This is a genomic window from Parabacteroides sp. PH5-46 (genome assembly GCF_029892785.1).
Taxonomy (GTDB): Bacteria; Bacteroidota; Bacteroidia; order Bacteroidales; family Tannerellaceae; genus DFXE01.
Genome location: NZ_JARXXA010000006.1, coordinates 1 through 23,721 on the forward strand (window position 1 = coordinate 1; position 23,721 = coordinate 23,721).

The following is a 23,721-nucleotide window of genomic DNA, read 5'->3' on the forward strand; positions in this document are numbered from 1 at the left end:
CCAATCAGGATGAGAATGAAGCGGAATACTTGCGTCAGCAAGCATTGAAAAAGAAAAAGAAGCCCGAAAATCGTAGGGGTATAAGAAGATAAAACAAAAAAATAATAACTAAAAAACAGGAAATAACATGAGTAAATCAGTATCAAACGATGCTTTATGGGAAAAGCTATCGGAAATAGAAGGAACAATAAAACGGTACTTAAAGGAACAAAAGGAATTTGTTCCAAAACAGGAACAAGCCGATATAACGTCTCAGTTAAGAGTAAATAAAGATGAAATCGTCAAAAAAATAGAGAAATATATTCAAGGACTTGGTACTCATTGTGATTCTCATTTCAAGTCCATTTATACGAATCTCGGGCAATTGGATGAACATACTCATGGTATATACGAGATACTTTCCAATATGTGGGGGATAATGCGCGAGTCGGAGGAGCAGACAAAGGTAGATGGTAAGTCATACTTAAATTTTAAGTTCTTCAAGCTCCGAAAATCGTCTTTGGTTATTGTAGTACTTGGATTACTGGTGTTTATTCTCACACTGTTTTGTATGAAACAGCAGAATGATTATACACTGTTGAATCAGAACTATTACCAACAAAGCATTGATATCAGAGCAATACAAGCGGAAAGCGATAGCCTTAAAAGTACATTGACAAATCATAGTCTGAAGAAATGATGGTTGGTTTTTCTGATTTTGTGGATTAACTTAAAACCCGAATCAATGTCAACCCTATCCATTTTATCCATTGTAGCAAATAGTATCATTATTTATTGTATGTTTGTGAAAAAAGTTATATGCTATCACCTTATATAGTCAACCTGTTAGAGAATAAGTATGGGAAGAAAATTCGATATCCTTCTGATTGTGAAAATATATCCAGAGAAATAGCAGACACCTTGAAAGAAAGTGTCAGTTCAAATACACTTAAACGTTTACTCGGATTTATCAAGGATGGCGTCCAAACACCTCGTCTGAGTACTTTAGATATTATAGCGAACTACATTGGCTTCGATGATTGGGATGTGCTTTTGCAATATATATCAGAGCCAATAATGTCATCAGCATACGTTCGCCGTAATGAAATGATTAGAAGTAGAACATTAAAAAAGGGAGAAAAAGTGCGTTTTGAATATTCTCCTGAACGAGTGGTCGTAGTAGAACATCAGGAAGAATTAGTATTTACAGTTGTTGGAAGCATAAATTCCAAATTACAAATTGGCGATATCGTTGAGGTTGAGATATTTCTTATGAATCGTCCTTTATATATTTACAATGTGATGCGGAATAATGAAAATATAGGAGATTTTATTGCCGGAAAGATATCAGGGATTACGGCAATGACAGTCATAAAAGTGGAGTAACTATCGCGAAGGCATAAGACACCTATTGAATTAATGCAAACGGAAACAAAGGAAACTACCGCCACATACCATTGGTGGAGAGAAAAAGGTATTCTGTATATGAACGGAAGTGGCACATTTGGCGCATTCTCCTGGCGAAGAGAGGATAAAGATATCTTGTATTTGGATGGGAAAGGATTGTTGACAAGCAGAGAATGTATAGATATATGGGATAAAATAAGTATAGGTGTAAGAAAACTTGTTATTGGAGAAGGAGTTCTTGGCATTGATACAGTACAAAATAATTTTCACGGATTAGAAGAACTTTACTTACCGGCTTCAGTAGAAAAACTAAATCTCACAGATTGCAGTAGACTACAATCTGTATCAGTACATAAAGATAATAATCATTATACAGTAGAGAATAATGTACTATTTAACAAGAACAAAACACACATAATTTGCTGCTTAAAACGACTACAAGGAACATACCACATCCCAGATACAGTAACTTCGATTGGAAGCTGTGCTTTTAGTTGCTGTTCTAATTTAACAAAACTATTCATTCCAGAATCAGTAGTTTGGGCGGGTCCTTATGCTTTTAGCGGATGTTGTAAGTTAGAGGAGGTATATATCTCGGAAGGTATGCGTTATATTGCTGATTTTGCTTTTCAGGGCTGTCATAATCTAAAGAGAATTTATCTTCCAATAACAATAACGGGGATAGGATTCAGCGCTTTTGAAGAATGTCTGAATTTGAACAATATTTATATTCCCGATTCTGTAACTTCAATAGGGTGGAATGCGTTTAAGGATTGCGAAAAACTCTCCGAAGTCTATATCTCGAAAAATATCCAAAAGGCGTCAAAGGACTGTTTTTTAGGTTGCCATAGCCTAAAGAAAATAGTAATTCCTAATAATTTCTCTTATGAAAATTTTAAGGCCTTAGGGATTAACACTTATGCTTGTGCATTGTTTGTTCATTCTGAGTTTATAGAGACCTACAGGAAAGATCAGCGTTGGGACTGTCTAAAAAGTGTTTTACCTGTCACCGAAGTGACACAACCTTGCTATATCCAAATAGAAACAAGCGGAACAATCAACACATTCTCTTGGCAGAAAGAAGAAAGTACCCTCTACTTGGAAGGAAAGGGTATGATGAATGTGAGAGGATGTATGAAGAAATGGCGGCAATTACTTAAAGGAGTAAAAAAGATAGTCGTTTGTGAAGGCATAAAGAGTTTTAATTTCTCGGTTCTTGAAGGGAGGTTGACTGAGATCGAGGATGTTGAAGATGTTGAAATGTTTGTGAAGATCTATTTGCCTGCCTCTTTTGTGAAAATAGTTAGTAAGCGTCCAATCTCTCCTTTGTTATATGCTATTTTTGTCGACAAAGACAATGAACATTATGCGTCAAGGAATGGCGTATTATTTGACAAAAAGAAGAATTCTTTGATTTGTTGCGCAAGAGGTGTCGGAGATACATACCGTATTCCGAATACAGTAAAGAGTATTAATCGTTTTGCATTTTGGGGATGTGATTGTTTAAGAAAGGTAATCATTCCCGAATCGGTTTCGCAGATTCAAATAGGAGCCTTTTCCCAATGTGGAATACAAAGCATTCGTGTTCCTAACTCGATATCATCGATTAGTAAATATCTATTTGCCTACAATAAATACTTAACAAAAGTCTCTCTTGGAGATTCGGTCACTTCAATCGGTGAAGGAGCATTTTTATGTTGTGAAAGTTTATCCGAAATATATCTGTCAAAAAATATCACAACAATAGAGAAAGATTGCTTCTGGGGTTGTTCTAACCTAAAGACAATAACAATCGGCAACGAATCTCCTTGCTCTGTTTATGAGCCTTGGGATATCGATTATGACGTTTGCAAATTATATGTACCATCAGTCTCTATCGAGACTTATAAAAATGATCCGCATTGGGGAAAATTCAAAAACATCTTACCTATTCGCAATAAATTTATAGCAAAACTGTCGTAGGACTTCTATAAATTCACCTGGCAGACGTGCAATCACCTCTTGTTGAATATGTTCTGGTATGACTTTGTAATAAGCTTCTGCTATACCTCCGGTAATAGCAGCCAACGTATCGCTATCCCCTCCTAAAGAGATTCCTAAGCGAATAGCGTGCTCAAAGTCATTGCTTTCCAGAAAGGCAATGATTGCTTCCGGAACTGTTCCCTGGCAGCTCTCGTTAAAGTGATAAGTTGGTCGTATCTGATTACAAGTGCGTTGGAGATCATAACCAAAAGTATTCTCTATATACGCTTTTATCTGCTCTTTAGACGATCCCATGCGTGCTAGATAAACGCAGGTAGCTGTCGCTTGCGCTCCTTTAATCCCTTCCGGGTGGTTATGGGTAACAACCGCACTTGCTTTGGCCACATCCAAAGTTTCTTCTAATGTATCAAAAGCCCAACCAATCAAACTAACCCGCATAGCAGAACCATTCCCCCAACTATTATAAGGCTGTGGATCATCCGCAAGTAGCCACCTCCTAAAAGAGCTGCCATAGCTCATATTCGGATACCTCCATCCATAGTCCTGCATGATCCCGCTCAGACTTTCACCAGTCAATAACCACTCGCCAACAGCAACAGTCATCACCGTATCATCGGTTATTTCATTTCGTTCATCAAAAAGCGGGAAATCCAGCGTATGAATATTAGAAAACTCATATTTTGATCCGATGATATCACCTGCGATGGCACCAAGGAGGATGGGTGGAGAGTTGGTTATGCTGTTCATGTTTTTTGGAATTATATTTTTAGATGTGTTATTTTACTCATTAGACTTAAATCTTAAGTATTAACTGAGCTCAAATATACACAATACACAGTTTTTTTGATATTATACCGTCCATATTGTCCATGCGTGGACGATATGGATAGCAGGATGTTGTAAATTTAAAATGCTTTCAGTAAGTTTGTAAGAATAAATATATTAAGATTACACAAAATGTGCTTGTGCTGCTTTTTGATGTAACTGTGTGCTTTTATTATCAATGATTTGATGACATGAATTACAAAGAATGGAATGATTGTATTGCTCATTTTCTTTTTAATAAAGCCAAGAAGGACATGGAAGTATTCCTATACGTGACTAAAAGGGATATAATTCAGATTTATAAAGAAAGAAATAGCACTTCTGTAATGACCGATGAAGAAATCTGGAAAGATTTTATTGAGGCCATCAATAATCCAAAGTTTGATTTGGCAGAAGGTGTTCATGTGGACTTGCGTAAAGATTCATATATAGAAAAAGTTAAAGAAGCTTATAGGTACAATAGCTTGAATTGGTATAGAAACGAAAAATATCCTTTATATCTCACTTTTGCTCTTGTTTTAGTAATTCCATTGGTAGAGGCACTTAATGAGAGCAAGATAACAGATGCTGGTTATTATGATAAAGTAAGAACGTTTTTTAGTGCTAATCTGATTAAATTTGATGAAAACGATTTTTGTACAGCTTCGTTTAGAAAATTGTTTGAAGATAATCGAGATGAAGGTAAAATTGATATTTTGTTACATCTACAGGAATGGACAAAAAATCATCAATTGGGTATTTTCGAAAAACCAGATTTGGTCCGAAATAGAGGAAATCGTTGGGTACATGCTATTTACAGTCAAGTTTTAATATCAGAGTCAGACACAAATCGGTTAAAACTACTTTTCTCCAAATTAGAGCTACCTCCAGATCTTTTTCTTTCATCCGAAGACATATTACGTTTGTATAAGAAAGATGAAGCTTTGAATGTAATATTTAAAGGCAATACAAATAAAAGAGACTTGGCTCTGAAAACAGCAGAGAGTAAATTAGTCTCTATTTTTGAAAAGGTTTATAATAATTGGGATGGTAAAACCTTTACTAAAATTAAGAAGAATAACACTTCCACTCTTGAAGAAAATGGAACAGTATATCCCCTTTACTTAACTTTGAGGTTTCCTGGAATAAATGCAGAAAATAAGGGCATTATCCTCCGCCATCGAGTGTGGTATAAAAACCCGATGGAGAGTCCAGAAACTTTGTGTTTTAGAAAAGGAAACAAAGAATTGGATGAAGTATATATTGACTCAGATGGCTGGAGTAATCTTGAATTTAGTGATTTAGGCGGTGTTCACGAACAAATCTCTCTAAAGGATGAAAGCAACAACGTAAAAGCTATTTATTACAAACGAAATATAATACTGTTTCGACAATATCGGACAGAGAATCTATGGGTGTCTAAAGCAAAGTATGAAAAAGGCGGAAGGTACTATGTGCTGATTCATGAAAGAGAGGAGAATATAATTAACTGGCTCAAGGCGAATGCTGTTCATTTATCAGAATATGACTGTCCAGAATCGTTTCTGCTTTATAAGATAGATAATGCAGAACACTCTTGCAATAATTGCGATTTATTGTCTTTCAAAGAATTGAGAGAAGATTGTATCGTTGTCGATCACGATAACAATATAGTACTAAGTTCCACACATGGCTCGGTGCGTTTTCTGAATGACTTCCCCTTACTATTTGATATTCCTGGAATAACGGAAGGGTATAAAGTTTTTGCTGAGTTTGACAAGATTGACAGAAAAATAATAGAGCTTAAGAATAAATTTGCTTGTACATGGGAACTGGGGGATAATCTGAACCATGCTGCATATATGGATGACGAGTTCAGGCTTGTAGCATATATGAATGATAAGCCTGTCTTTACTTCTCAAAGGAAATACTCTTTTGCGAAATGTTCTATAACGGAAACTTTGAGAGGTTCTTGCAGAGACAAATTTGGTGAATATGTGCAAAGATTAGACGATGCGATAACTCAAGGGTTAAGAATGATAATTCCTGGTAACACAGTAGTGCCTGTATATCAATTTGCCCCCAATAATAGCTTCACTTCTGATTTCTACGGGAACAGAGACTATATCCTTTATGCTTTATCCTCAATAGGCGAGTTGGACAAAAAAGAATTTGATGGCATAGTTAGAAGCGTTGTTTGTAGGATTAAAACTGATGATAATAAGGAGTCTATAGAGAAAGGAAAGTTTGATTTGTTAAGTGAGTACGAAAGATTGGGGTTCGTAAATCATGATTATTACAATAAGAAACATATAATAACTGTGAACAAACCGACTCTTGTGCTTTTGCCCGTTAGGCATGGGCATAGACCTATTGTGGAAAATGGGGTAACACCAATACACGTATACCCAATAGATTCTGGTTATCGTGCTGTTTTAATCGGAGCAAGAAGTGTTGATTTTATTTCCGAACTTGAAAGATATTGTGAGGGAATTTCAGTTGAAATAGAGTATGTCTCTTCAGCGGTCAATGTGCTATTGCCTCAACAAGTCATCCTACATACTAAAGTATTAGATAACCTTGTTAATATAGCATTCAAATTAAATTGTGTTTTCCAAAGAACAGAGATATTAGCCGATTCTTTGTTCCAAAACATCCCTTCTATAGAGGAATACACACGTGAAATCCTTAATGAAGGGAATGTGATATTCGATTTTCCATCTGATGTAAGGGCTTATCAGAGCATAAAATGTCTGGATTACAATAATAATTTAAGAGAAAAGAGTACATTTGACTCTCAACTAGATTTGGTTACATATAGCCCTGGTTCATATCAAGAAAGAACGATTCTATGGTATAAAGGAAGCCAGTATCCAATAGATAAATATTGGGGATACTTTGTGGTTATGTATTTGTATGGAGTTAAGTTTATACAGTTTGATAAAGGTGCCAACGAATTACGAATTCCAGCACGATTGCGATTCCCTAAAGTTTATGCACGCGCATTTTCCCTAATGAGTAGTGAAAGACCAGAAGTGAAATGCTATATGAACACTTATTACAGATGTTATAAAATATGGGAAAGCCCTTACAATAACGGGATATCAATAGAAAGTATTCTTAAAAAATTAAATCAACTATAGTATTATGGCAAAAAATCTTATTAATCCAATTGGAGCATTTGAAGAAATTAAAGACAATTTTCTTCTATATGTTAAGACTGCGTTTGGTACGAGGTATTCTTCGAATGATCCAGAAACTGACACATTTGAAAGAAGACGGAACGAACTGTTGAATACAGATGGAGTACTATATCGAACCCCTTGGATCGAACCTATGCCTGAATATAGAACGAATGGAAACAGCATAGATCAAGTAGATATTTCTAATGAAGTTATGCCTGAAAACGCAAGAACTGTTTTTAACGAGTTCATTATAAAGGGGCTTATGAATTATCCCTTATATGCTCATCAAGAACAAATGCTAAAACAGGCATTGTCCGGGAAAAATAGTGTCATAACATCTGGTACCGGTTCTGGCAAAACGGAATCTTTTTTACTACCCTTATTTGCTCAGATACTGAAAGAGGCTGTGACCGAGAATTGGGAAAGCCCCACTTATACACATAATCCTTGGTGGCAGGATAATATTAGGAAAAATAGAGCAAGGGAGCTTGTAGTAGGAAATGTATTATCTCCTATTGCTCTTCAACGGAATGGTGAGAAAAGAGAAGCTGCGGTAAGAGCAATGATCATTTATCCTATGAATGCATTAGTTGAAGATCAGACTACTCGCTTGAGAAAAGCATTAGATAGTGATCTCATTCATGACTTTCTACAAAAAGGATTAGGAGGTAATCGTATCTTTTTTGGTAGATACAATGGAACTACTCCCGTGGCAGGAGAGTTTAACACCGATGTAGATCATAACATGCGGTTATTGGAAAAATTGAAAAAGGAGCTTAAGACGATTGAGAAAAGTGATAACGATATAGAGAAACATGCAGAAAGAGATAAGAATAGAGCTTTCTTTCAACGCATAAAGGGTAAAGATAATTTCATCTCGTCTGAAATGCGAAGTCGATTTGATATGCAAGCAACTCCCCCGGATATTTTAATTACCAACTACTCGATGCTTGCGATAATGATGATGCGTGATGTCGATCTTCCTATCATAGAAAAAACAAAAGCTTGGTTAGAGGGTGAAAAAGACAAAGAGAATCCCACTCGTGTTTTCCATCTAATCATTGATGAGTTACACTTGAATAGGGGAACCGCCGGTACAGAAATTGCCTACCTGCTACGTTTGCTTATTGCACGTTTAGGATTAACCCCAGATAGTTCCCAATTGCGTATATTAGCATCTTCTGCGTCATTAGAAGGAGAGCAAAGCTTGCTATATTTAAAAGATTTCTTTGGGACAGAATTTAATGCAGATAATATAGTAAAGGGAGAGAGTAAAGAGCTTGAAGGAAAGTATGAACCTTCTAATTATTTACCCACAGAGCCTTTTGTGAAGCTTAAAGAGCAGTTTAATAAAGACAAGGACTCCTTTGAAAATGAAGATTTAAGCGATCTATATAGTGATGTATCAAAAGCTCTGGAGGACTTTTCTGGTTTTACAAGTTCTAAAGATTCTCCAATAGAAAAACTGCTTGATATCCTTAATAGTACTGAACTAGCTTTGGGTAATCGAATGTTAGATTCCTTTTGGATACAAGAAGAGAACGTTGATGAAAAACCAAGGCATCGAGCTATTGCTTTTGAACAAAAAATTGGAGATGATAATAGTCTGAATAGGTATTTTACTTCTGCACTATTTGGAGAATTAGAGGATAAAGAGACATTAAGAGATGCCGCAGAAGGATTACTTATTGCAAGAGGGTTGTTCGATGTATATAGAGATATAGATGGAAATAAGGTAAATACTTCTCTACCTCGATTTAGATTTCATTATTTCTTTAAAAATATTGAAGGGCTTTGGGCGACTTTGGAGCAACAAAAAGAAGAATTATTACCAGTTGGAAAGTTGCATCCTTCCCCACTAATTATTGATCCTGAAAATAGGCATAGAGTATTAGAATTGTTATACTGTGAAACCTGTGGCACTATTTTTTATGGAGGTAAGAAATTAATGTATAGGGATGGAGAAAACCGTTATCTTGAACTAATCTCAAATAGCCCAGGCATTGATGAGTTACCAGAAAGAGTTTCACAGGTTCTTGTAGAGAAAAGATTATACAGTGATTATGCTGTTTTTTATCCTACTGATTCTACTAAGGATGTAGATTCTTTTCTTAGAAATGAGAATGTTGGTAACCTCGCTGGTATTTCATGGAAGAAGTGTGGCCTTAATAAAAAGCAAGGGAAAATCCTGTTTGATGAAGATATCATGGAAGACGAAGTAACTGATTGGATTCAGGGTTTTTTATATGAAAACACAAACGGGAATGACCCTTTAGCTCTCCCTATGCATTGTCCTCATTGTGCTGCAGATAGATACCGAGCGCCAAAACGAAAATCACCAATAAGGGCGTTTAGAACAGGTTTTGGAAAAGTTACTCAGATATTTACAAAAGAATTATTTTATCAGCTCCCACAAACGAGGGAAGGACAGAAGCTAGTTGTATTTTCTGATAGCAGAGAAGGAGCTGCGAATGTGGCAAATGATATTGAGAGAAACCATTATACAGATGTGTTAAGAGATTTATTGATAAATAGTGATGAGGATATCGATCTTGAGGATATTAATAGGAGGATACAGGAACTAGAAGAGCAAAGGCGAACAGAAACTAATCTTGGAGTAAGACGTAGTGTTAGTAGGCAAATTGATGAGTTGGAACAACAATTAGAGGCAATGGGCGTTGTACAATTCAAGGAACTTATCAATCCTGATGGTTTGGCTGATGCCATGATCGTAAAAAAATGCTGGGAGTTAGGAATCAATCCGGCAGGGAATAATTGGCAAGTTCAAAAAATCAGAGTTGGCCATGAATGGAGAAACTGGTTTGAATTAATGCCAGGAAATGATGGGTGGATTAATCTTGAAAGAATATCTAAAGAGGAAATTCAAAAGGCTTTAGCTTCGTCGCTCTTTGGTCGTTTGTTTTATAGCGTTGAATCATCCGGGATTGGTTATGTTTCTGTCGTCAAAGATGTAGATGAAGTCAGGCTGTTGATTGAAAACGTAACGAGGAATAATAATATATCCAACCAAATATCACCTGAAAATTTCATAGAAGTTTTGGATTCCGTTTCCCGTATGCTTGGAGAGAAATACAGATATAACTATTCGTCTTTTCCTGTTAATGACAGTACATTTCAAGATCTATCGAAGAAACATTCTATTCGCCAATATATCAACAGAATATGTGACCTGTTTAATATCAATTACTCAATAGAAGGAAGTGGTGTGACAAAAAATAATGGTGGAATTGATGGCCGAGGATGGGGGTATAACAGATTAGGATGTGCAATTAATGAATTTCTTAATAGAAAAAGGCATAATAACTTGATCCTTGATACAGATTCGCTCTATATCCATTTTGCAAACAATGATTCAAATGCTTTTGTCTGTAAGAAGTGTATGAAGGTGCATTTGCATAAATCAGGTGGTGTTTGCTGTAATTGTGGAGCTGTTTTAGATGAAGAATGCAAGAAGAGCGTTAAAGAAATATGGAGTAGTAACTATCTTCTATTAAATAAGATCAAGAATAGAAAACCTATCAAGATTCATTGTGAAGAGCTGACTGGGCAAACAGATGATCAGTTTAAGCGGCAGCGTTATTTCCGAGATATAATTATAGAGGAGAACCGAGATGAACGACTGGATTTGAAAAAAGTTTTACCAATAGAATTGTTAAGTGTTACGACTACTTTAGAAGTCGGAGTGGACATTGGAGACCTACAATCCATTATGCTTGCAAATATGCCACCACAGCGTTACAATTATCAACAACGGGTAGGACGTGCAGGACGTAGAGGGCAAGCATATTCCATAGCGCAAACTTTATGTAGAGGTCGAAGTCATGATGAGTATTATTTTCGTAATCCGCATAGAATAACAGGTGACTTGCCTCCAACTCCGTTTTTGGCAGTAAAAGATTTGAAAAGAAAACATAATCAAAAGGATATTCTAAAAAGACTTATTGCAAAAGAAGTCCTCTTTCATGCTTTCAGATCTCTGGAGAGAGACCTGGAAAAAAATATTCATGGTCAATTTGGACGTAAGGAACAGTGGTTTAATGTGGTTGATCCTCAACAGAAATTAAAGGATGGAGTTGCAGCATGGATTAATAACAATGATGATATGATTAAATCTGTTATTAATTCTTTGACTGATAATAATGCTAACGATCTGGATTCGTTGTTTTGCTGGGTCAAAAAAGAACTGTTAGACTTAATTGATAAAGCAGTAGAGAATCCAAATATCACAGAGGAGTCATTGGCGGAATCACTGGCTGAGGCTGGTATACTACCTTTGTATGGAATGCCTTCACGTGTCCGTGATATGTATACTGGTTTCGATGATCACAAAGATAATAATAAACCTCTGGTTATTGACAGAAATCTCGATATGGCTATTTATGATTTTGTTCCAGGCAATCAGAAAATTAAAGATAAAAAAGTGGTTACTTCTATTGGTTTTGCTCCTAGAGGAATGAAAATTGCAAAAGTAGGTTGGCCTGAACAATTGGTTTTTAATTCGGACAAGCCGTCGTTTTCACTACAAAGATGGATGTTAAAATGTCAAAACAAATCTTGTTCATATTTTCAAACATATAGTTTAGATGAGTACCAGCAAATAGATCCGAACGCAATGTTTTGTCAGCATTGTGGACAATCATTGGATGCAATAAATATTCGAACACCGGAAGCCTTTATTACAGACATGACACCAGGTGAAAACAAAAATGATGATTACAATACAGTTGTTGCTCGATCAGGAGTCAAGGTTGAAAAAAATGGTTTTGCAGATGAGAAATCTCCGGTTAATAAGAATGTTTTTCTTGAACTTGCAAAGCGAGATTTTACCTGGCGGCTCAATGACAAAGAGTTGCAAGGCGCCAAAACCACTCTGAAATTCAGTGATGGATATCGAGGCCAAATCAACTCTAATGCTGAATATTGGATTATAAATGAACTCAAAGAATACAATGAACAAAGGACGCCAATTGTATTAGACATAAATGTTCCTTCAGAAATCAAAAATCAATACTATACTACGACTGCTACTCAAATAGAAAATGTAGAAACGATTAGAATTGCAGCACGTAAAGTAACAAATGTACTTAAATTAAAAATTAATGAGGTCCCAGCGGGATTAAATCTAAATCCATTTGATTTAGACCAAGACAGTATCTTTTATGCTCAAGGTATAAGATCTGCTTATTATTCGTTAGCTTTTATTTTGCAGCGAGCGATTGCTTCCAGATTAGACGTAGATCCGGCAGAAATAGAAATTGTCGATTTTGTCAAGGTTAACGATAATGAGGTAGGGCAAATCTGTTTGGCAGACGAACTAGTGAATGGCTCTGGTTTTGTGGTTGACTTTTTCGATCATTTTGATCAGTATGAAAAACGAATTCTTGATGGAGAAGATGATTACTTTGCGCAAATGATGGCAGAATCCCACAGGAATTCATGTAAAGACTCTTGTACGAAGTGTATCAAAACGTTCCGGAATATGCCTTATCATGGTTTACTCGACTGGAGATTAGGAATTAGCCTTTTCCGATTAATGATAGATTCTAATTACGATGTTGGATTAAATGGCAACTTTGACTATCCGGAACTTATGGATTGGAAGCAGGAGGCGACGACGCTTAGAGATCAATTTATGAATGATTTTTATCCAAAAGCAGAGGTGATAGACGGTGGAATTCCAGGTTTTATACATAATGAGGTGGCAATTTTTGTTACCCACCCTCTGTGGAAAAGAGATATATCACTGAATCCGCTTTTAGCAGAAATAATATGTAATAATGAAATAGAACCAGAAAATTGTCGCTTTATTGATACCTTTAACTTGTTAAGAAGGGAAGGCACTTGCTTTGAAAAATTAATGGGATGAGGATACCTGTAATAGAAGAATTAAGACAAATAATAGAACATACTAAGATAGCAAAGCTACAACCAAGTAGCTTTGCCGCTCTATTGTATGGCTGCAAATATCAATATATATTAAATGCAGTTATCCAAAGTAATAAACTGTATCAACTCCCAATAACACCAAAGGCTATCCTAGGTTCAATCATTCACAAAATCATTGAACTACGTTATTCTGGAATCATAAAAACCGAAACCGATTTTGATACAACGTGGCATTCATTGCTTAAAGAAAAAGAGATAGAAAACTATGGGGAAGCAGGAAAAGGTTTTCTTACAGACTGGATTAAATACAGTAAAACCAAAAAAGTTATATTTGCAATACCATTATATAAATCTGTTGATTCTGAAAGAGGAAAGACTTGTGAAGTAGCGATTTGGGGGGTTGATTACATACATGGTATCATTGATAAGATTAATATTTCAAATGATACTATAGAAATAATCGATTTCAAAACAGGTGTACTTTATGATGATGCGGGAAATGTAAAAGAGGCTTACGCCGTTCAGTTAAAGCTGTATGCCCTGCTTTATCAGTTAAATTATAACAAGAAGGTATCCAAACTGACTTTGATTGATATTGATGGTAAAAAAGAGAGTATTTGTTTCACTCAAGAAGATTTAGAAAGCCTATATAGGCAAGTGATAGATATGGTAGATCTTTTGAATCAGGGAAGTAAAGAACTGTTAATTTCAAAGGATATAGATAAAAACTGTCTCTATTGTAAATCTAGGCATCTTTGTGATGATTACTGGGAAGGAGAAATTCTGCCGATAGATGTAAATGGATTTGTTGAGGATGTTAACAATTATGGATTGATTACCATGAAAAGAGAGAATGAAGAAACAATGATAGTTACACAAATGTCGTATTATTCGGTAAACGAATTAAAAGAAATTATAGGAAAAAATGTCCGAATAGTTACCCTGTCTGTCTCTAAAGTGATGCATTATGGGAAACTATATAAAGGAAAAAAATGGAGTAGAATATATGTTGTTAAATAAAATACCTATCGTCTCATTTTTTACAGGAGGAGGCTTCTTGGATATCGGGTTTGAGGATGCCGGGTTCGAAACTGTTTTTACAAATGAATTTGATCCTTGCTTTGCGGAGCTTTATGCCTCCGGGATGTCATCTTTGCGAAATAATATAGATTATAAAATAACAAGTATAGAATCTTTAACAAAATTATCTCCGTCATATATAGAAGAAAAAGCATTTCCATATGGAAAACCTTTATTATGGGGAATTATTGGAGGCCCTCCTTGTCAAGATTTTACAATGAATGGAAAAAGAACGGGCTTTGATGGAGAACGTGGTAGAATGACTCTTGTGTTTTTTAATAGAATTAGAAAAATGCAACCTGCCTTTTTCCTTATGGAAAATGTGCCAGGATTGTTATACAATAAAGAGACAAAGGAGATACTAGATAGTATTGTATTAAAATATTGTTCTGATGATTATTATTTAGATCGCTTCGTTTTAAACGCTCTTGACTTTGGTACTCCTCAGAACAGAGAGAGAATGTTTCTTATTGGACTTAATAAAAAATATTTCATCCCGCCACTTAAAGAGATAAATGATAATATTTATACTATGAATTTCACTATACCAAAGCCAATATTTGAAAATGCAAAGACGAAATTCCCCTGGCCTAAGATGAACCCATTTGGAGAAACTCCTATTAAAAACAAACTCATACCTTTAGAACTTTGTGTTGAGAGTTGCCTTGAAAAGGATGATAAAATAGCAAATTCGACAGAATTTTTTCCTTTGATAAAAAATATTGAACAAAGAAAACTAATCTATGAAGGAGATACGGTCCGTCATTCATATAAACGCCTGCATAGATATAGATACAGTCCTACTGCTTGTTATGGGAATAATGAAGTTCATTTACATCCATATGAAAACAGGAGGCTAAGTGTGCGAGAAGTGTTAAGAATCCAAGGAGTTCCTGATGATTATATTCTACCATCAACCATATCTAAAACTAAAAAATTTAGACTTATTGGCAATGGAGTTCCCATTCCTTTAGCTAGAGCAGTTGCAAATAGTCTTTATTTGTTCCTAAAGAGCAATTGTAAATATGATATAGATAATGATGTACCCTAATCTTATTTTACATATCCCCCACGCATCGACTTATATTCCGAATTGGGATGAATTTCATGATAGGGAAGAAGTGGCTCAGTCGATCGATTGCCTAACAGATCATTTTGTAGATAAGCTGTTTAGTAACTCCATGGAAAATGTGGAAATGATCAAATTTGGTTTTTCCCGCATTTATTGTGATGTGGAAAGGTATTTCGATAACTCAAAGGAGTTTATGTTCGAAAGGGGGATGGGCTATTGCTATACGCATGGTGTCAATTTGAAAACAATTAGAGATGTTGATCTTATCAATTTGGCAGAAGTCAACAAAGTGTATTGGGAGCATCATGCCAACTTGTATCATTCAGTCAAAAGACTAAATGACAATAATATCAAGCCATTACTGATCGATTGCCATTCTTTTAGTAATGAAACATACATATGTGACCAGGATTTCAAAAAAGGCATATTGCCCGATTTTTGTTTGGGCTTCAACGATGAGGAGGGAGAGGAAATATGCCTCATTATGAAAGAGATATTGGAGTTTCGGAACTATTCCGTAGCATTGAATTATCCTTACAGTGGTTCTTTGGTTGTGAACAATACAATACATGATTCGGTGATGATTGAGATCAATAAACGTATCTACTTAAACAAAGGCCTAACACTACAAACTGATTATTACAAAATTCATAGCGCTCTTATCGCTATCCTTGAAAAACTTAGTTCTGTCGCAAGTTATTAGACTATCGCTTTTCTTTCAATCTACGCCTATCTGAATGTCAAATTATTTCCCTACCTTTGCCCTATCCTTTAGCACTCAAGCACGGTGCTGTAAAACGGTGAAAACCTCTCGTGGGTAGATCGTGGGACTAAGATATTGCTGATTTTATAACTCATTGATATACTGGTCGGTTTTGCAAGGTTCAGAACCCCAGGCAAATCACCACAAAAAAAGTCGCTGTTTAAGCGACTTTTTTGTTTTATGCAACTTCATGATTGTGAAGGGAGGCTGAAATAAAGAATCGCCATACAGTTGTTCAACAACTGTATGGCGATTCTTTTACTCTACATTATATCCTGAGACTACCACCTTAGGAGCATTGCCCCGAGTGTCTTCGTCTTTCCAGTGGAAACGTACCTCTTTCTTTTCTCCCGGAAGCAAAGCAAAGTAATTGTCGGAATAGAACATCGGTAGGAATTGCTGCTTGTCCTTCTCTCCGATTACATTGACACGGATCATCAATGCCGGAGTTGACGTTGTGTTCTCTATTACAATTGTTCCGTTCCAGTTTCCGTCAGCGTCTTTGCTGGTGGAGCTTTTAGCCTGCAATGCTACTTTGGGGAGTTTGCGCAAATCCTGATAGTTGTTTTCTTCCAGGCTTCTGTGGTAGAAATTCTGAGAAACTACCTCCCCGTTTTCTGTCAAGGACATCTTGATGAAATGCACTTTCGACAGGTTTTCCGGAAATTCCAGTTGGATACATTTGTTGGTCGTATCTTCATTACTGTCGATTGTCACCTCTTTCTCCCAAGCTACGGAGGCGTCCATATTCAACACCTGTACTTTCGCAACTAGTCCTTTGTGAGAGCCGGCGTTGTAGTTTACTACTTCTATCTCGTCGGTTGCCGGATTCCATTGGATATGCAATGGTTCGGAAGCTTTCTTGATAGCGAAGTAGGCGGCTGTCGGTTCGAAAAAATAATCGTATGTCTGCCATACCATAGAAGGCCAGCAAGAATGGCTCATCCACATAAGCAGACCTTTACGATTCTGGCTTCTGGATTCAAACAGGCTGCGATGGCCGTCATAGTTCACCCATTGTGCCAGTTCGGAAAATTCTTTGGCGCTTTGAGGCTCGCCGTATCCTTTGGCTATAATCTCGTTGAAAGAAGTAGCTCCCTGTGCTCCTTCGCGGGTATAGTCGTGCATACCCCATTGGTGGTCTTGCGGCCAAATACCTTCCGGAGAGAAGGTGCGGAGCATACTTTCGTAGGTCAGTACATTCGGCATACCCCGTTCGCTATGGAATTTGTCATTCCCCGTTTTCAGTGTGAAGTATTCTTTAGCCGGCAACATACGATAGGGGCCGTGCCCACTTACTACCTCATCCGCCGAGCTGGGGATGTAATGGATATCCGAATGGTCTTTCTTGATGATCCGGCGCAACGCCTGATCGATTTGTTCGGGCGGGAAACCTTCATTGCGTCCGCAATAGATACCAATGGAAGCATGGCTGCGAATCCGTTTTACATAATCTTCCGCATTGGCGATAAACATCTCCGGATAATAGGGATCGGGTCCGTCGGCGGGATTGGCCAACCAGAAGTCTTGCCAGATCACGATACCGTGACGGTCGCAGGCGTCATACAGCTCTTCGTCTCCGATCATACCTACCCAGTTACGCATGATGGTAAAGTTCATATCCGCATGATAAGCAACCGCGATATCGTATTCACGGGCGCGATAATTCAGGTTGGATTCGCTGAAGCCCCAGTTGCCACCCCGGCCTATAAAACGGCGTCCGTTGATAAAGAGGCTTAGGATCTGATTATCTTCGTTGAATGTCATCTGGCGGATACCTACTTTGAAGTCTTTTCTGTCCGACACCTGCTCGTTTACCTTAAAGGCAAAGTGTGCATCGTAGAGGTTCGGTTCGCCATAGCCCTTAGGCCACCACAAGCGAGGGTTCTGTACTTTCAAGGGGTCGAGTACAATTTCTTTTTCTTCTCCGGCAGCTAATTCTACCGGTTTCTGTATCTGTTGGTCGCAGACGCTAAATTCCAATACACCCTGTACATTCTTGTTGTCATGGTTCTTTACGATCACTTTCGCAGTCAGGACGGCAGAGGTGGTGTCAGGCAAGGGCAATACGGAAGTAACTAATGGGTCGGCCACTGTTACGCTTCCGGTAGTTGTCAGAAATACATCGTTCCAGATTCCCATATTGCGTCCGCGCATTGTCGGGATCCAGTCCCAGCCTACTGTGGCGTGGAATGTCGGGTTGTCAGCTCCCAGGATACCTCCGTTGAAGTCTGTGCTCTGTACATTCTTTTCTTTGATCGCTCCGATATGTTCGTTCTTGATAATCTCTACGGCAATGACGTTTTTGCCTGGGACAATCGCTTCTGTAACATCAAACTTGCCGCGCATAAAGGCACCTTCAATACGGCCTGTCTTTTTTCCGTTCACATAGACATTCGCCTTCCAGTTGATACCATCAAAATTCAGGAAGAGACGTTCCTGTTTAAAGTCGGCCGGAACCTCGAACTCGTTGCGATACCAGAAATCGGAATTAAAGAACGACTCGGATATCTGCAACTGGTTATCCGCATAATTGGGATCGGCCACTGCTCCGATATTTTTGTAACTGCTCAATACGGTACCCGGAACCGTAGCTACGATCCAGCTTTCCGGCTTGAAGTCAGGGGTAGATATCTTTTCGCCTGCGGCAGTTACTTCGGAAGCCCGTTGAAGTTTCCAGTTTCCGCCGGACAGGTTAATCTTTCCTTTCGAGATGGCAGGTGAGGCAGCAGGCTGTGGAACCAGACCACCTTTACCCATTACTTCCAGTTCGCTCAGGATATAACGCTCCCCATTTGCTGATTGCTGCATCCGGACGCGCACATAGCGTGCGTTCTTCTTCCCGTTCAGGGAAATTTCGTCGATCAGATTCTCTCCTCCCGGAAGTTCGGCAACATCCGTCCACTGAGCCGCATTGTCGGAAATCTGAACGCTTCCTTTGACAGCCTTGTTGATCCAGTGCAAAATAACCTTATCCAACTCGGAACGGCTTCCCAGATCCACATACAGCCATTCTTCTCCTGAGGTCGCACTCATCCAGGAACTATGGAAGAACTGAGACGGTTTCATCTCCACCAAACGGCCTTTATTATAAAAATCGGCAGCCATAAATACCCAGCTATGAGCACCGGGGGTCTTTAATAAAACACGATAGTCGGAATAGGTTGCTTCTTTATCAAATGAAATGGTTTCATTCAGTTTACGAACCGGCAAAGAGATTTGTTCGGTTTGCTTGTTCGGGTCGGTAACCGGAACACGATAGCGCAGGTCTTCACCAGGTAGTCCTTTGCCACTCAATCGGCCTACTTCAGACCAGTCTTGTCCATCATTGGAACCTTGACAAATGATCTCGAAACCTTCTTTTGCCAATTGATCATTATAAATAAGATTGCCTACCAATACCAGTTTGTCAACCGATTTGCTATAATTCTTCAGTGTAAACTGGAACCAGGTATCTACCCCTTCCAGGGTATTCCGCGAATACGGACCTTCATCGATCATCCATTCGCGTTCGCGCCGGGGGGCTTCGCCTTCAGGGGTTGAAAGGATCAGGTATGGCGGTTGCTGATCGGTTGCAATACCGTCCGTTGCTAATTGGGCAGTCAGATTATAGTCGTGACTGGAAGAGCTAAAGGCCGAACGCAGAAGAGCAATGTTTCTGTAGCCGGACTTATCCGGAGCCAATTCAGGAGAAAAATCTTCTTTCGGATTACCGGGATATTGTCCTATACCCCGTGTATAATAGTCCGGCCGCTCGAACGATTCGTTTGTCACACCTGTTCCATTACATCCACAAAGGAATAACGATGCTACTGTTACTCCCCAAAGCGTAAAGATACGGGACACTTTTTGCTGTTTACACATTTCCATACGATGAAAGTCTATTTTATTTGTATTTTTTTAGTTCAACAAATGTACATCAACTCTGATTTAATATGTAAAGTTAATAGGTTTTTTATTTTAATTGCTCTACTTGCATCCACAAATTACGTTCATTGCCCCGTGGGACATTGATAAGGTCAAGAAAATAGAGTAAAAATAGTTGATTCAGGATTTTGTCTGCAAGAGCATATACGATAGATAGCAACTTTATTGTTATCTGTTGCATACAATAGCTTGTATAGTCCATTGAGGATAACAAGAGAATGAATCTGTAATTTCTCTGTTGACAGTTCCTCTACCTTTACTCCGATATTAGGGCTATGGAGAAGTCGTTCGGCTTCTTCCAATACGGAATTGTACATCCGACTGGCGACCCGAGGCGATTTTAGGTAATAATATTCATATAAAGTGTTTAAGTCATATTTAGCTTTTCGCGTCCACCGCAACCTCATATCTTTTTGCGTTTTAATATTTCATGAGGTATTAAATCATCATTTTCAAATTCTTCAATAAATTCCGGTATTCCGGATTTCAATTCTTCCATTGAATATTGACAGGGAGATTTTAATGTGTTATTTTTTGCATCGTTTGCCTGAACCATAGTTGGATAGGTCGCTGTGGGCTCATGTAAAAGATGAGTCTTTTCTTCCGGAAGGAGATATTTTTTCTTTTTCATAATTTCAGTTTTATGATGTCATCACACAAAAATAAATAAATAAAGTCACAAATTCTTGCTTATAGGAGATTCTTTTAAACTTATCCGAGTTCTTTTTTATATTCCCCAGGGCTTTTGTTTGTTATCTTTTTGAAGAGGCGGTTGAAGTAGAATGTATTGTTGAAGCCCAGATTATAGGCGATTTCTTTGATGGGTTTGTCGTCTATCAGCATTGTTAGTTGAGCTTGTTCTATCTTTTTCTGGTTTATGTATTTACAAGGGGTGATATTCATTTCTTTTTTGAAAAGACGGATAAAATGGTCTTTCGTCATAAAGCATAATTGAGCTAAATGTTCGATTTGTATTGATTTGTCAAGGTTTTTATGGATATAGTGAAGAGATTTCAGGATCCGTTTTTCGATATGTTCATTCTTGTAAGAGGCATGGGCTACGAAGTGAGAGATTAACTGTTTCAGGATGCCTTGTGTTTCAAGTTCGGAAGCAAATGACACATTCTTTTGTTGTACAATATTCCTTGCCAGGTTTGAAGACGTGTCGTATGCGCGAGGGTCGTAATAACGCAGCCCTCTTTCCGGATTAATCTCTACCAGCCTTTCCAATAAATGGATATCTAGAGAGTTGGCTTCTATCTCAACGGGAAAATCAATCAGGTCAAACAAGCTGAGCTTTCTCCCTATATCTTCATAAATATGGATATAATATAACTCCAATACATCATCACATTGGTAAGAATGTTTCATATAAGAAGGCGTAAGATAAAGGTGGTTCTTTTTTAGCGTATACTCCTTATCATCCCGGATAATTTTAGCTGTCCCGTTCACAACAAAGTGTATTCTGGCAAAGGGGCTATACACATTTTTCCAGTTCCAGTCGGCATCGTGGTAGGCATGACCTACATTCAGTAAAATGAAATCCCTATTAAGTTCCTCCTTATTCATAACATGGGCTGATTTTATGAAGCAAATATAATGAAAGAAGTCGATAAAGTACAGGTATTGGTCGATAACGAATAAAGACAAAAAAGGGGTATTACTTACTTTTGTGTATTATGGAATACAGGGAAATAGGAAAAACAGGCATGCGTGTGTCTAACATTAGTTTCGGAGCTTCTTCTTTGGGTGGAGTTTTTCATTCGCTAAGGGAAGAAAACGGAATAGAGGCAGTTCATACGGCAGTAGATAACGGGATTAATTTCATTGATGTATCCCCTTATTACGGACACCTGAAAGCAGAAATGCTACTTGGGAAAGCGTTGAAAAATATAGACCGCAATCGCTATTACTTATCCACAAAGGTAGGCCGTTACGGCAAGGATGGTGTAAATTGTTGGGATTATTCCACCCAAAGAGCCAAAGAGAGCGTTTTCGAGAGCATGGAGCGCCTGCATGTAGATTATATCGACCTGATAAATGTTCACGATATTGAATTTGCCGATCTGGAGCAGATTTGCAACGAAACACTTCCGGCTTTGGTAGAGCTTCGCAACGAAGGGATTGTAGGGCACGTTGGCATTACCAATTTGAATTTGCGTCATTTGAAATATGTAGTAGATCATGTGCCGCCCGGCACAGTAGAGAGTGTACTTTCTTTTTGCCATTATACCCTGAACGACGATGCCCTGGTGGATTACTTAGACTATTTTGAGTTGAAAAACATAGGTGTAATCAATGCCTCCCCTTATTCTATGGGATTGCTTACCGAACAGGGCGCGCCGGATTGGCATCCTGCTCCCGACGCCTTGAAACGATTGGCGAGAAAGGCGGTGGATTATTGTAAATCCAAAGGTGTTTCTATTGAGCAACTGGCTATTTCATTCGCTGTCGGGAACCCTCGGATTGCAACTACCTTGTTTAGTACCACAAATCCGGAAAATGTATTAAAAACAATACGCTATGCGAATACTCCGGTAGACGAGGATGTGCTGAAAGAAGTGCAACGGATCTTTGAACCCGGCTTTCGTGATACATGGGTAAACAGTTGAATAATGAAAGCAATACAGATTATAGGGCAAAGGAAAACGCAGCTTATTGAGATACCCAAACCGGAATTGAAACCTGGGCATGTCTTGCTAAAGATCGGTTTTGTTGGTTTTTGTGGCTCCGACCTGAATACCTTCAGGGGGCTGAATCCGTTGGTGAAGCTGCCGATCATACCGGGGCATGAAATTGGGGCTGTGATAGAAGCGGTAGCAGATGATGTACCCTCCGGCTTGCAGCCCGGTATGCATGCAACGGTAAACCCTTATACAAGTTGCGGCCATTGTCCGTCGTGCCGAAAGGGTCGGTTCAATGCTTGTGAGTTTAATCAAACCTTAGGTGTACAGCGGGATGGGGCAATGTCGGAATATATACTGGTTCCCTGGCAGAAAGTCATTGCTGATGAAGGTATCTCCTTGCGTGATTTGGCATTGGTAGAACCGATGAGCGTAGGTTTTCATGCCGTGAGTCGTGCTGAGTTAACTGATATCGATACGGTTTTGGTACTGGGTTGTGGCATGATTGGGGTAGGAGCCATTATTCGCGCTTCTCTACGGGGGGCAGTAGTTATCGCTGTAGATGTGGACGACAAAAAGCTGGAGTTAGCCAAACGCCTTGGAGCGCAATATACCATTAACTCGACGAAAGAAGACCTTCACGAGCGGATAAGGGAGATCACTCGTGAAGAAGGAGCCGATGTGGTGATTGAAGCGGTAGGTCGTCCGGAAACCTATACTGCTTCCATATCAGAAGTTGCCTTTGCCGGAAGGGTCGTCTATATTGGTTATGCCAAAGAGAAAATACTGTTCGATACCTCGCACTTTGTGAAAAAAGAGTTGGGCATTCGCGGTTCACGTAATGCTACGCCGACCGACTTCAAAGCAGTAATGGAGTATTTGAAATGCGGAACCTGCCCTGTCGACGAACTAATCACGGCGATTTATGCACCCGAAGAAGCACAGACTGCTTTGGAAAAATGGTCGGCCAATCCGGGCGAAGTTTTTAGGATTTTAATACGTTTTTAATCT

At 38.3% G+C, this 23,721-nt stretch carries 14 protein-coding genes; 10 read left to right on the forward strand and 4 right to left on the reverse strand.

Annotation, left to right across the window (positions count from 1 at the left end):
- Positions 1–127 precede the first annotated feature (127 nt).
- The 3 genes from M2470_RS07655 (at position 128) to M2470_RS07665 (ending at position 3,348) form a co-directional block, all read left to right on the forward strand.
- Positions 128–679 carry a hypothetical protein gene (locus M2470_RS07655; RefSeq protein WP_280744687.1) on the forward strand — a complete coding sequence of 184 codons (552 nt, stop codon included), beginning with the start codon at positions 128–130 and terminating at the stop codon, positions 677–679.
- A gap of 221 nt (positions 680–900) precedes the next feature.
- Complete coding sequence (locus M2470_RS07660; RefSeq protein WP_280744686.1) at positions 901–1,365, forward strand: hypothetical protein; 465 nt, start codon at positions 901–903, stop codon at positions 1,363–1,365.
- Between the two features lie 99 nt (positions 1,366–1,464).
- Positions 1,465–3,348 (forward strand): leucine-rich repeat domain-containing protein, encoded by a 1,884-nt coding sequence (locus M2470_RS07665; RefSeq protein WP_280744685.1) that lies wholly within the window; start codon positions 1,465–1,467, stop codon positions 3,346–3,348.
- On the opposite strand, the gene M2470_RS07670 is transcribed toward M2470_RS07665, so the two are convergent.
- Complete coding sequence (locus M2470_RS07670) at positions 3,310–4,116, reverse strand: ADP-ribosylglycohydrolase family protein (protein ID WP_280744684.1); 807 nt, start codon at positions 4,114–4,116, stop codon at positions 3,310–3,312. The two genes, M2470_RS07665 and M2470_RS07670, sit on opposite strands and share 39 nt — an antisense overlap.
- 269 nt (positions 4,117–4,385) lie before the next feature.
- Between M2470_RS07670 and M2470_RS07675 the strand changes: the two genes are divergently transcribed.
- Genes M2470_RS07675 through M2470_RS07695 form a run of 5 tightly spaced genes read left to right on the forward strand, consistent with a single transcriptional unit; the run spans position 4,386 to position 16,099 of the window.
- A complete protein-coding gene (locus M2470_RS07675; RefSeq protein WP_280744683.1) occupies positions 4,386–7,295 on the forward strand; it encodes a hypothetical protein in 2,910 nt (969 codons plus the stop codon).
- 4 nt (positions 7,296–7,299) lie between these two features.
- On the forward strand, positions 7,300–13,224 hold the full coding sequence (locus tag M2470_RS07680; RefSeq protein WP_280744682.1) for a DEAD/DEAH box helicase: 5,925 nt from the start codon (positions 7,300–7,302) through the stop codon (positions 13,222–13,224).
- On the forward strand, positions 13,221–14,264 hold the full coding sequence (locus tag M2470_RS07685) for a PD-(D/E)XK nuclease family protein (protein WP_280744681.1): 1,044 nt from the start codon (positions 13,221–13,223) through the stop codon (positions 14,262–14,264). Before M2470_RS07680 ends, M2470_RS07685 begins: the two co-directional genes overlap by 4 nt.
- Positions 14,212–15,375, forward strand: a complete 1,164-nt coding sequence (locus M2470_RS07690) for a DNA cytosine methyltransferase (protein ID WP_280744680.1) — start codon at positions 14,212–14,214, stop codon at positions 15,373–15,375. The genes M2470_RS07685 and M2470_RS07690 overlap by 53 nt, the downstream gene beginning before the upstream one ends.
- Positions 15,362–16,099, forward strand: coding sequence for an N-formylglutamate amidohydrolase (locus M2470_RS07695; protein ID WP_280744679.1), 738 nt, complete (start codon positions 15,362–15,364; stop codon positions 16,097–16,099). The genes M2470_RS07690 and M2470_RS07695 overlap by 14 nt, the downstream gene beginning before the upstream one ends.
- A gap of 318 nt (positions 16,100–16,417) precedes the next feature.
- On the opposite strand, the gene M2470_RS07700 is transcribed toward M2470_RS07695, so the two are convergent.
- The 3 genes from M2470_RS07700 to M2470_RS07710 form a co-directional block, all read right to left on the reverse strand.
- Complete coding sequence (locus M2470_RS07700; protein WP_280744678.1) at positions 16,418–20,029, reverse strand: discoidin domain-containing protein; 3,612 nt, start codon at positions 20,027–20,029, stop codon at positions 16,418–16,420.
- A 460-nt stretch (positions 20,030–20,489) separates the two neighbouring features.
- Positions 20,490–20,717, reverse strand: coding sequence for a hypothetical protein (locus M2470_RS07705; RefSeq protein ID WP_280744677.1), 228 nt, complete (start codon positions 20,715–20,717; stop codon positions 20,490–20,492).
- An 80-nt stretch (positions 20,718–20,797) separates the two neighbouring features.
- Positions 20,798–21,655: an AraC family transcriptional regulator gene (locus M2470_RS07710; RefSeq protein ID WP_280744676.1), complete on the reverse strand. Its 858-nt coding sequence runs from the start codon at positions 21,653–21,655 to the stop codon at positions 20,798–20,800.
- 110 nt (positions 21,656–21,765) lie between these two features.
- On the opposite strand from M2470_RS07710, the gene M2470_RS07715 reads away from it, so the two are divergent.
- Positions 21,766–22,698 carry an aldo/keto reductase gene (locus M2470_RS07715; RefSeq protein ID WP_280744675.1) on the forward strand — a complete coding sequence of 311 codons (933 nt, stop codon included), beginning with the start codon at positions 21,766–21,768 and terminating at the stop codon, positions 22,696–22,698.
- A gap of 3 nt (positions 22,699–22,701) precedes the next feature.
- Positions 22,702–23,718 carry a zinc-binding alcohol dehydrogenase family protein gene (locus tag M2470_RS07720; protein WP_280744674.1) on the forward strand — a complete coding sequence of 339 codons (1,017 nt, stop codon included), beginning with the start codon at positions 22,702–22,704 and terminating at the stop codon, positions 23,716–23,718.
- Positions 23,719–23,721: the final 3 nt, after the last annotated feature.

What these genes read in the sequence shown, in the direction of transcription:
- M2470_RS07675 (WP_280744683.1), top strand. Translation starts at nt 4,386, where the DNA reads ATGAATTACAAAGAATGGAATGATTGTATTGCTCATTTTCTTTTTAAT.
- M2470_RS07680 (WP_280744682.1), top strand. Translation starts at nt 7,300, where the DNA reads ATGGCAAAAAATCTTATTAATCCAATTGGAGCATTTGAAGAAATTAAA.
- M2470_RS07690 (WP_280744680.1), top strand. Translation starts at nt 14,212, where the DNA reads ATGGGAAACTATATAAAGGAAAAAAATGGAGTAGAATATATGTTGTTA.
- M2470_RS07720 (WP_280744674.1), top strand. Translation starts at nt 22,702, where the DNA reads ATGAAAGCAATACAGATTATAGGGCAAAGGAAAACGCAGCTTATTGAG.
- M2470_RS07665 (WP_280744685.1), top strand. Translation starts at nt 1,465, where the DNA reads ATGAACGGAAGTGGCACATTTGGCGCATTCTCCTGGCGAAGAGAGGAT.
- M2470_RS07710 (WP_280744676.1), bottom strand. Translation starts at nt 21,655, where the DNA reads ATGAATAAGGAGGAACTTAATAGGGATTTCATTTTACTGAATGTAGGT.
- M2470_RS07715 (WP_280744675.1), top strand. Translation starts at nt 21,766, where the DNA reads ATGGAATACAGGGAAATAGGAAAAACAGGCATGCGTGTGTCTAACATT.
- M2470_RS07695 (WP_280744679.1), top strand. Translation starts at nt 15,362, where the DNA reads ATGATGTACCCTAATCTTATTTTACATATCCCCCACGCATCGACTTAT.
- M2470_RS07700 (WP_280744678.1), bottom strand. Translation starts at nt 20,029, where the DNA reads ATGGAAATGTGTAAACAGCAAAAAGTGTCCCGTATCTTTACGCTTTGG.
- M2470_RS07685 (WP_280744681.1), top strand. Translation starts at nt 13,221, where the DNA reads ATGAGGATACCTGTAATAGAAGAATTAAGACAAATAATAGAACATACT.
- M2470_RS07655 (WP_280744687.1), top strand. Translation starts at nt 128, where the DNA reads ATGAGTAAATCAGTATCAAACGATGCTTTATGGGAAAAGCTATCGGAA.
- M2470_RS07670 (WP_280744684.1), bottom strand. Translation starts at nt 4,116, where the DNA reads ATGAACAGCATAACCAACTCTCCACCCATCCTCCTTGGTGCCATCGCA.
- M2470_RS07705 (WP_280744677.1), bottom strand. Translation starts at nt 20,717, where the DNA reads ATGAAAAAGAAAAAATATCTCCTTCCGGAAGAAAAGACTCATCTTTTA.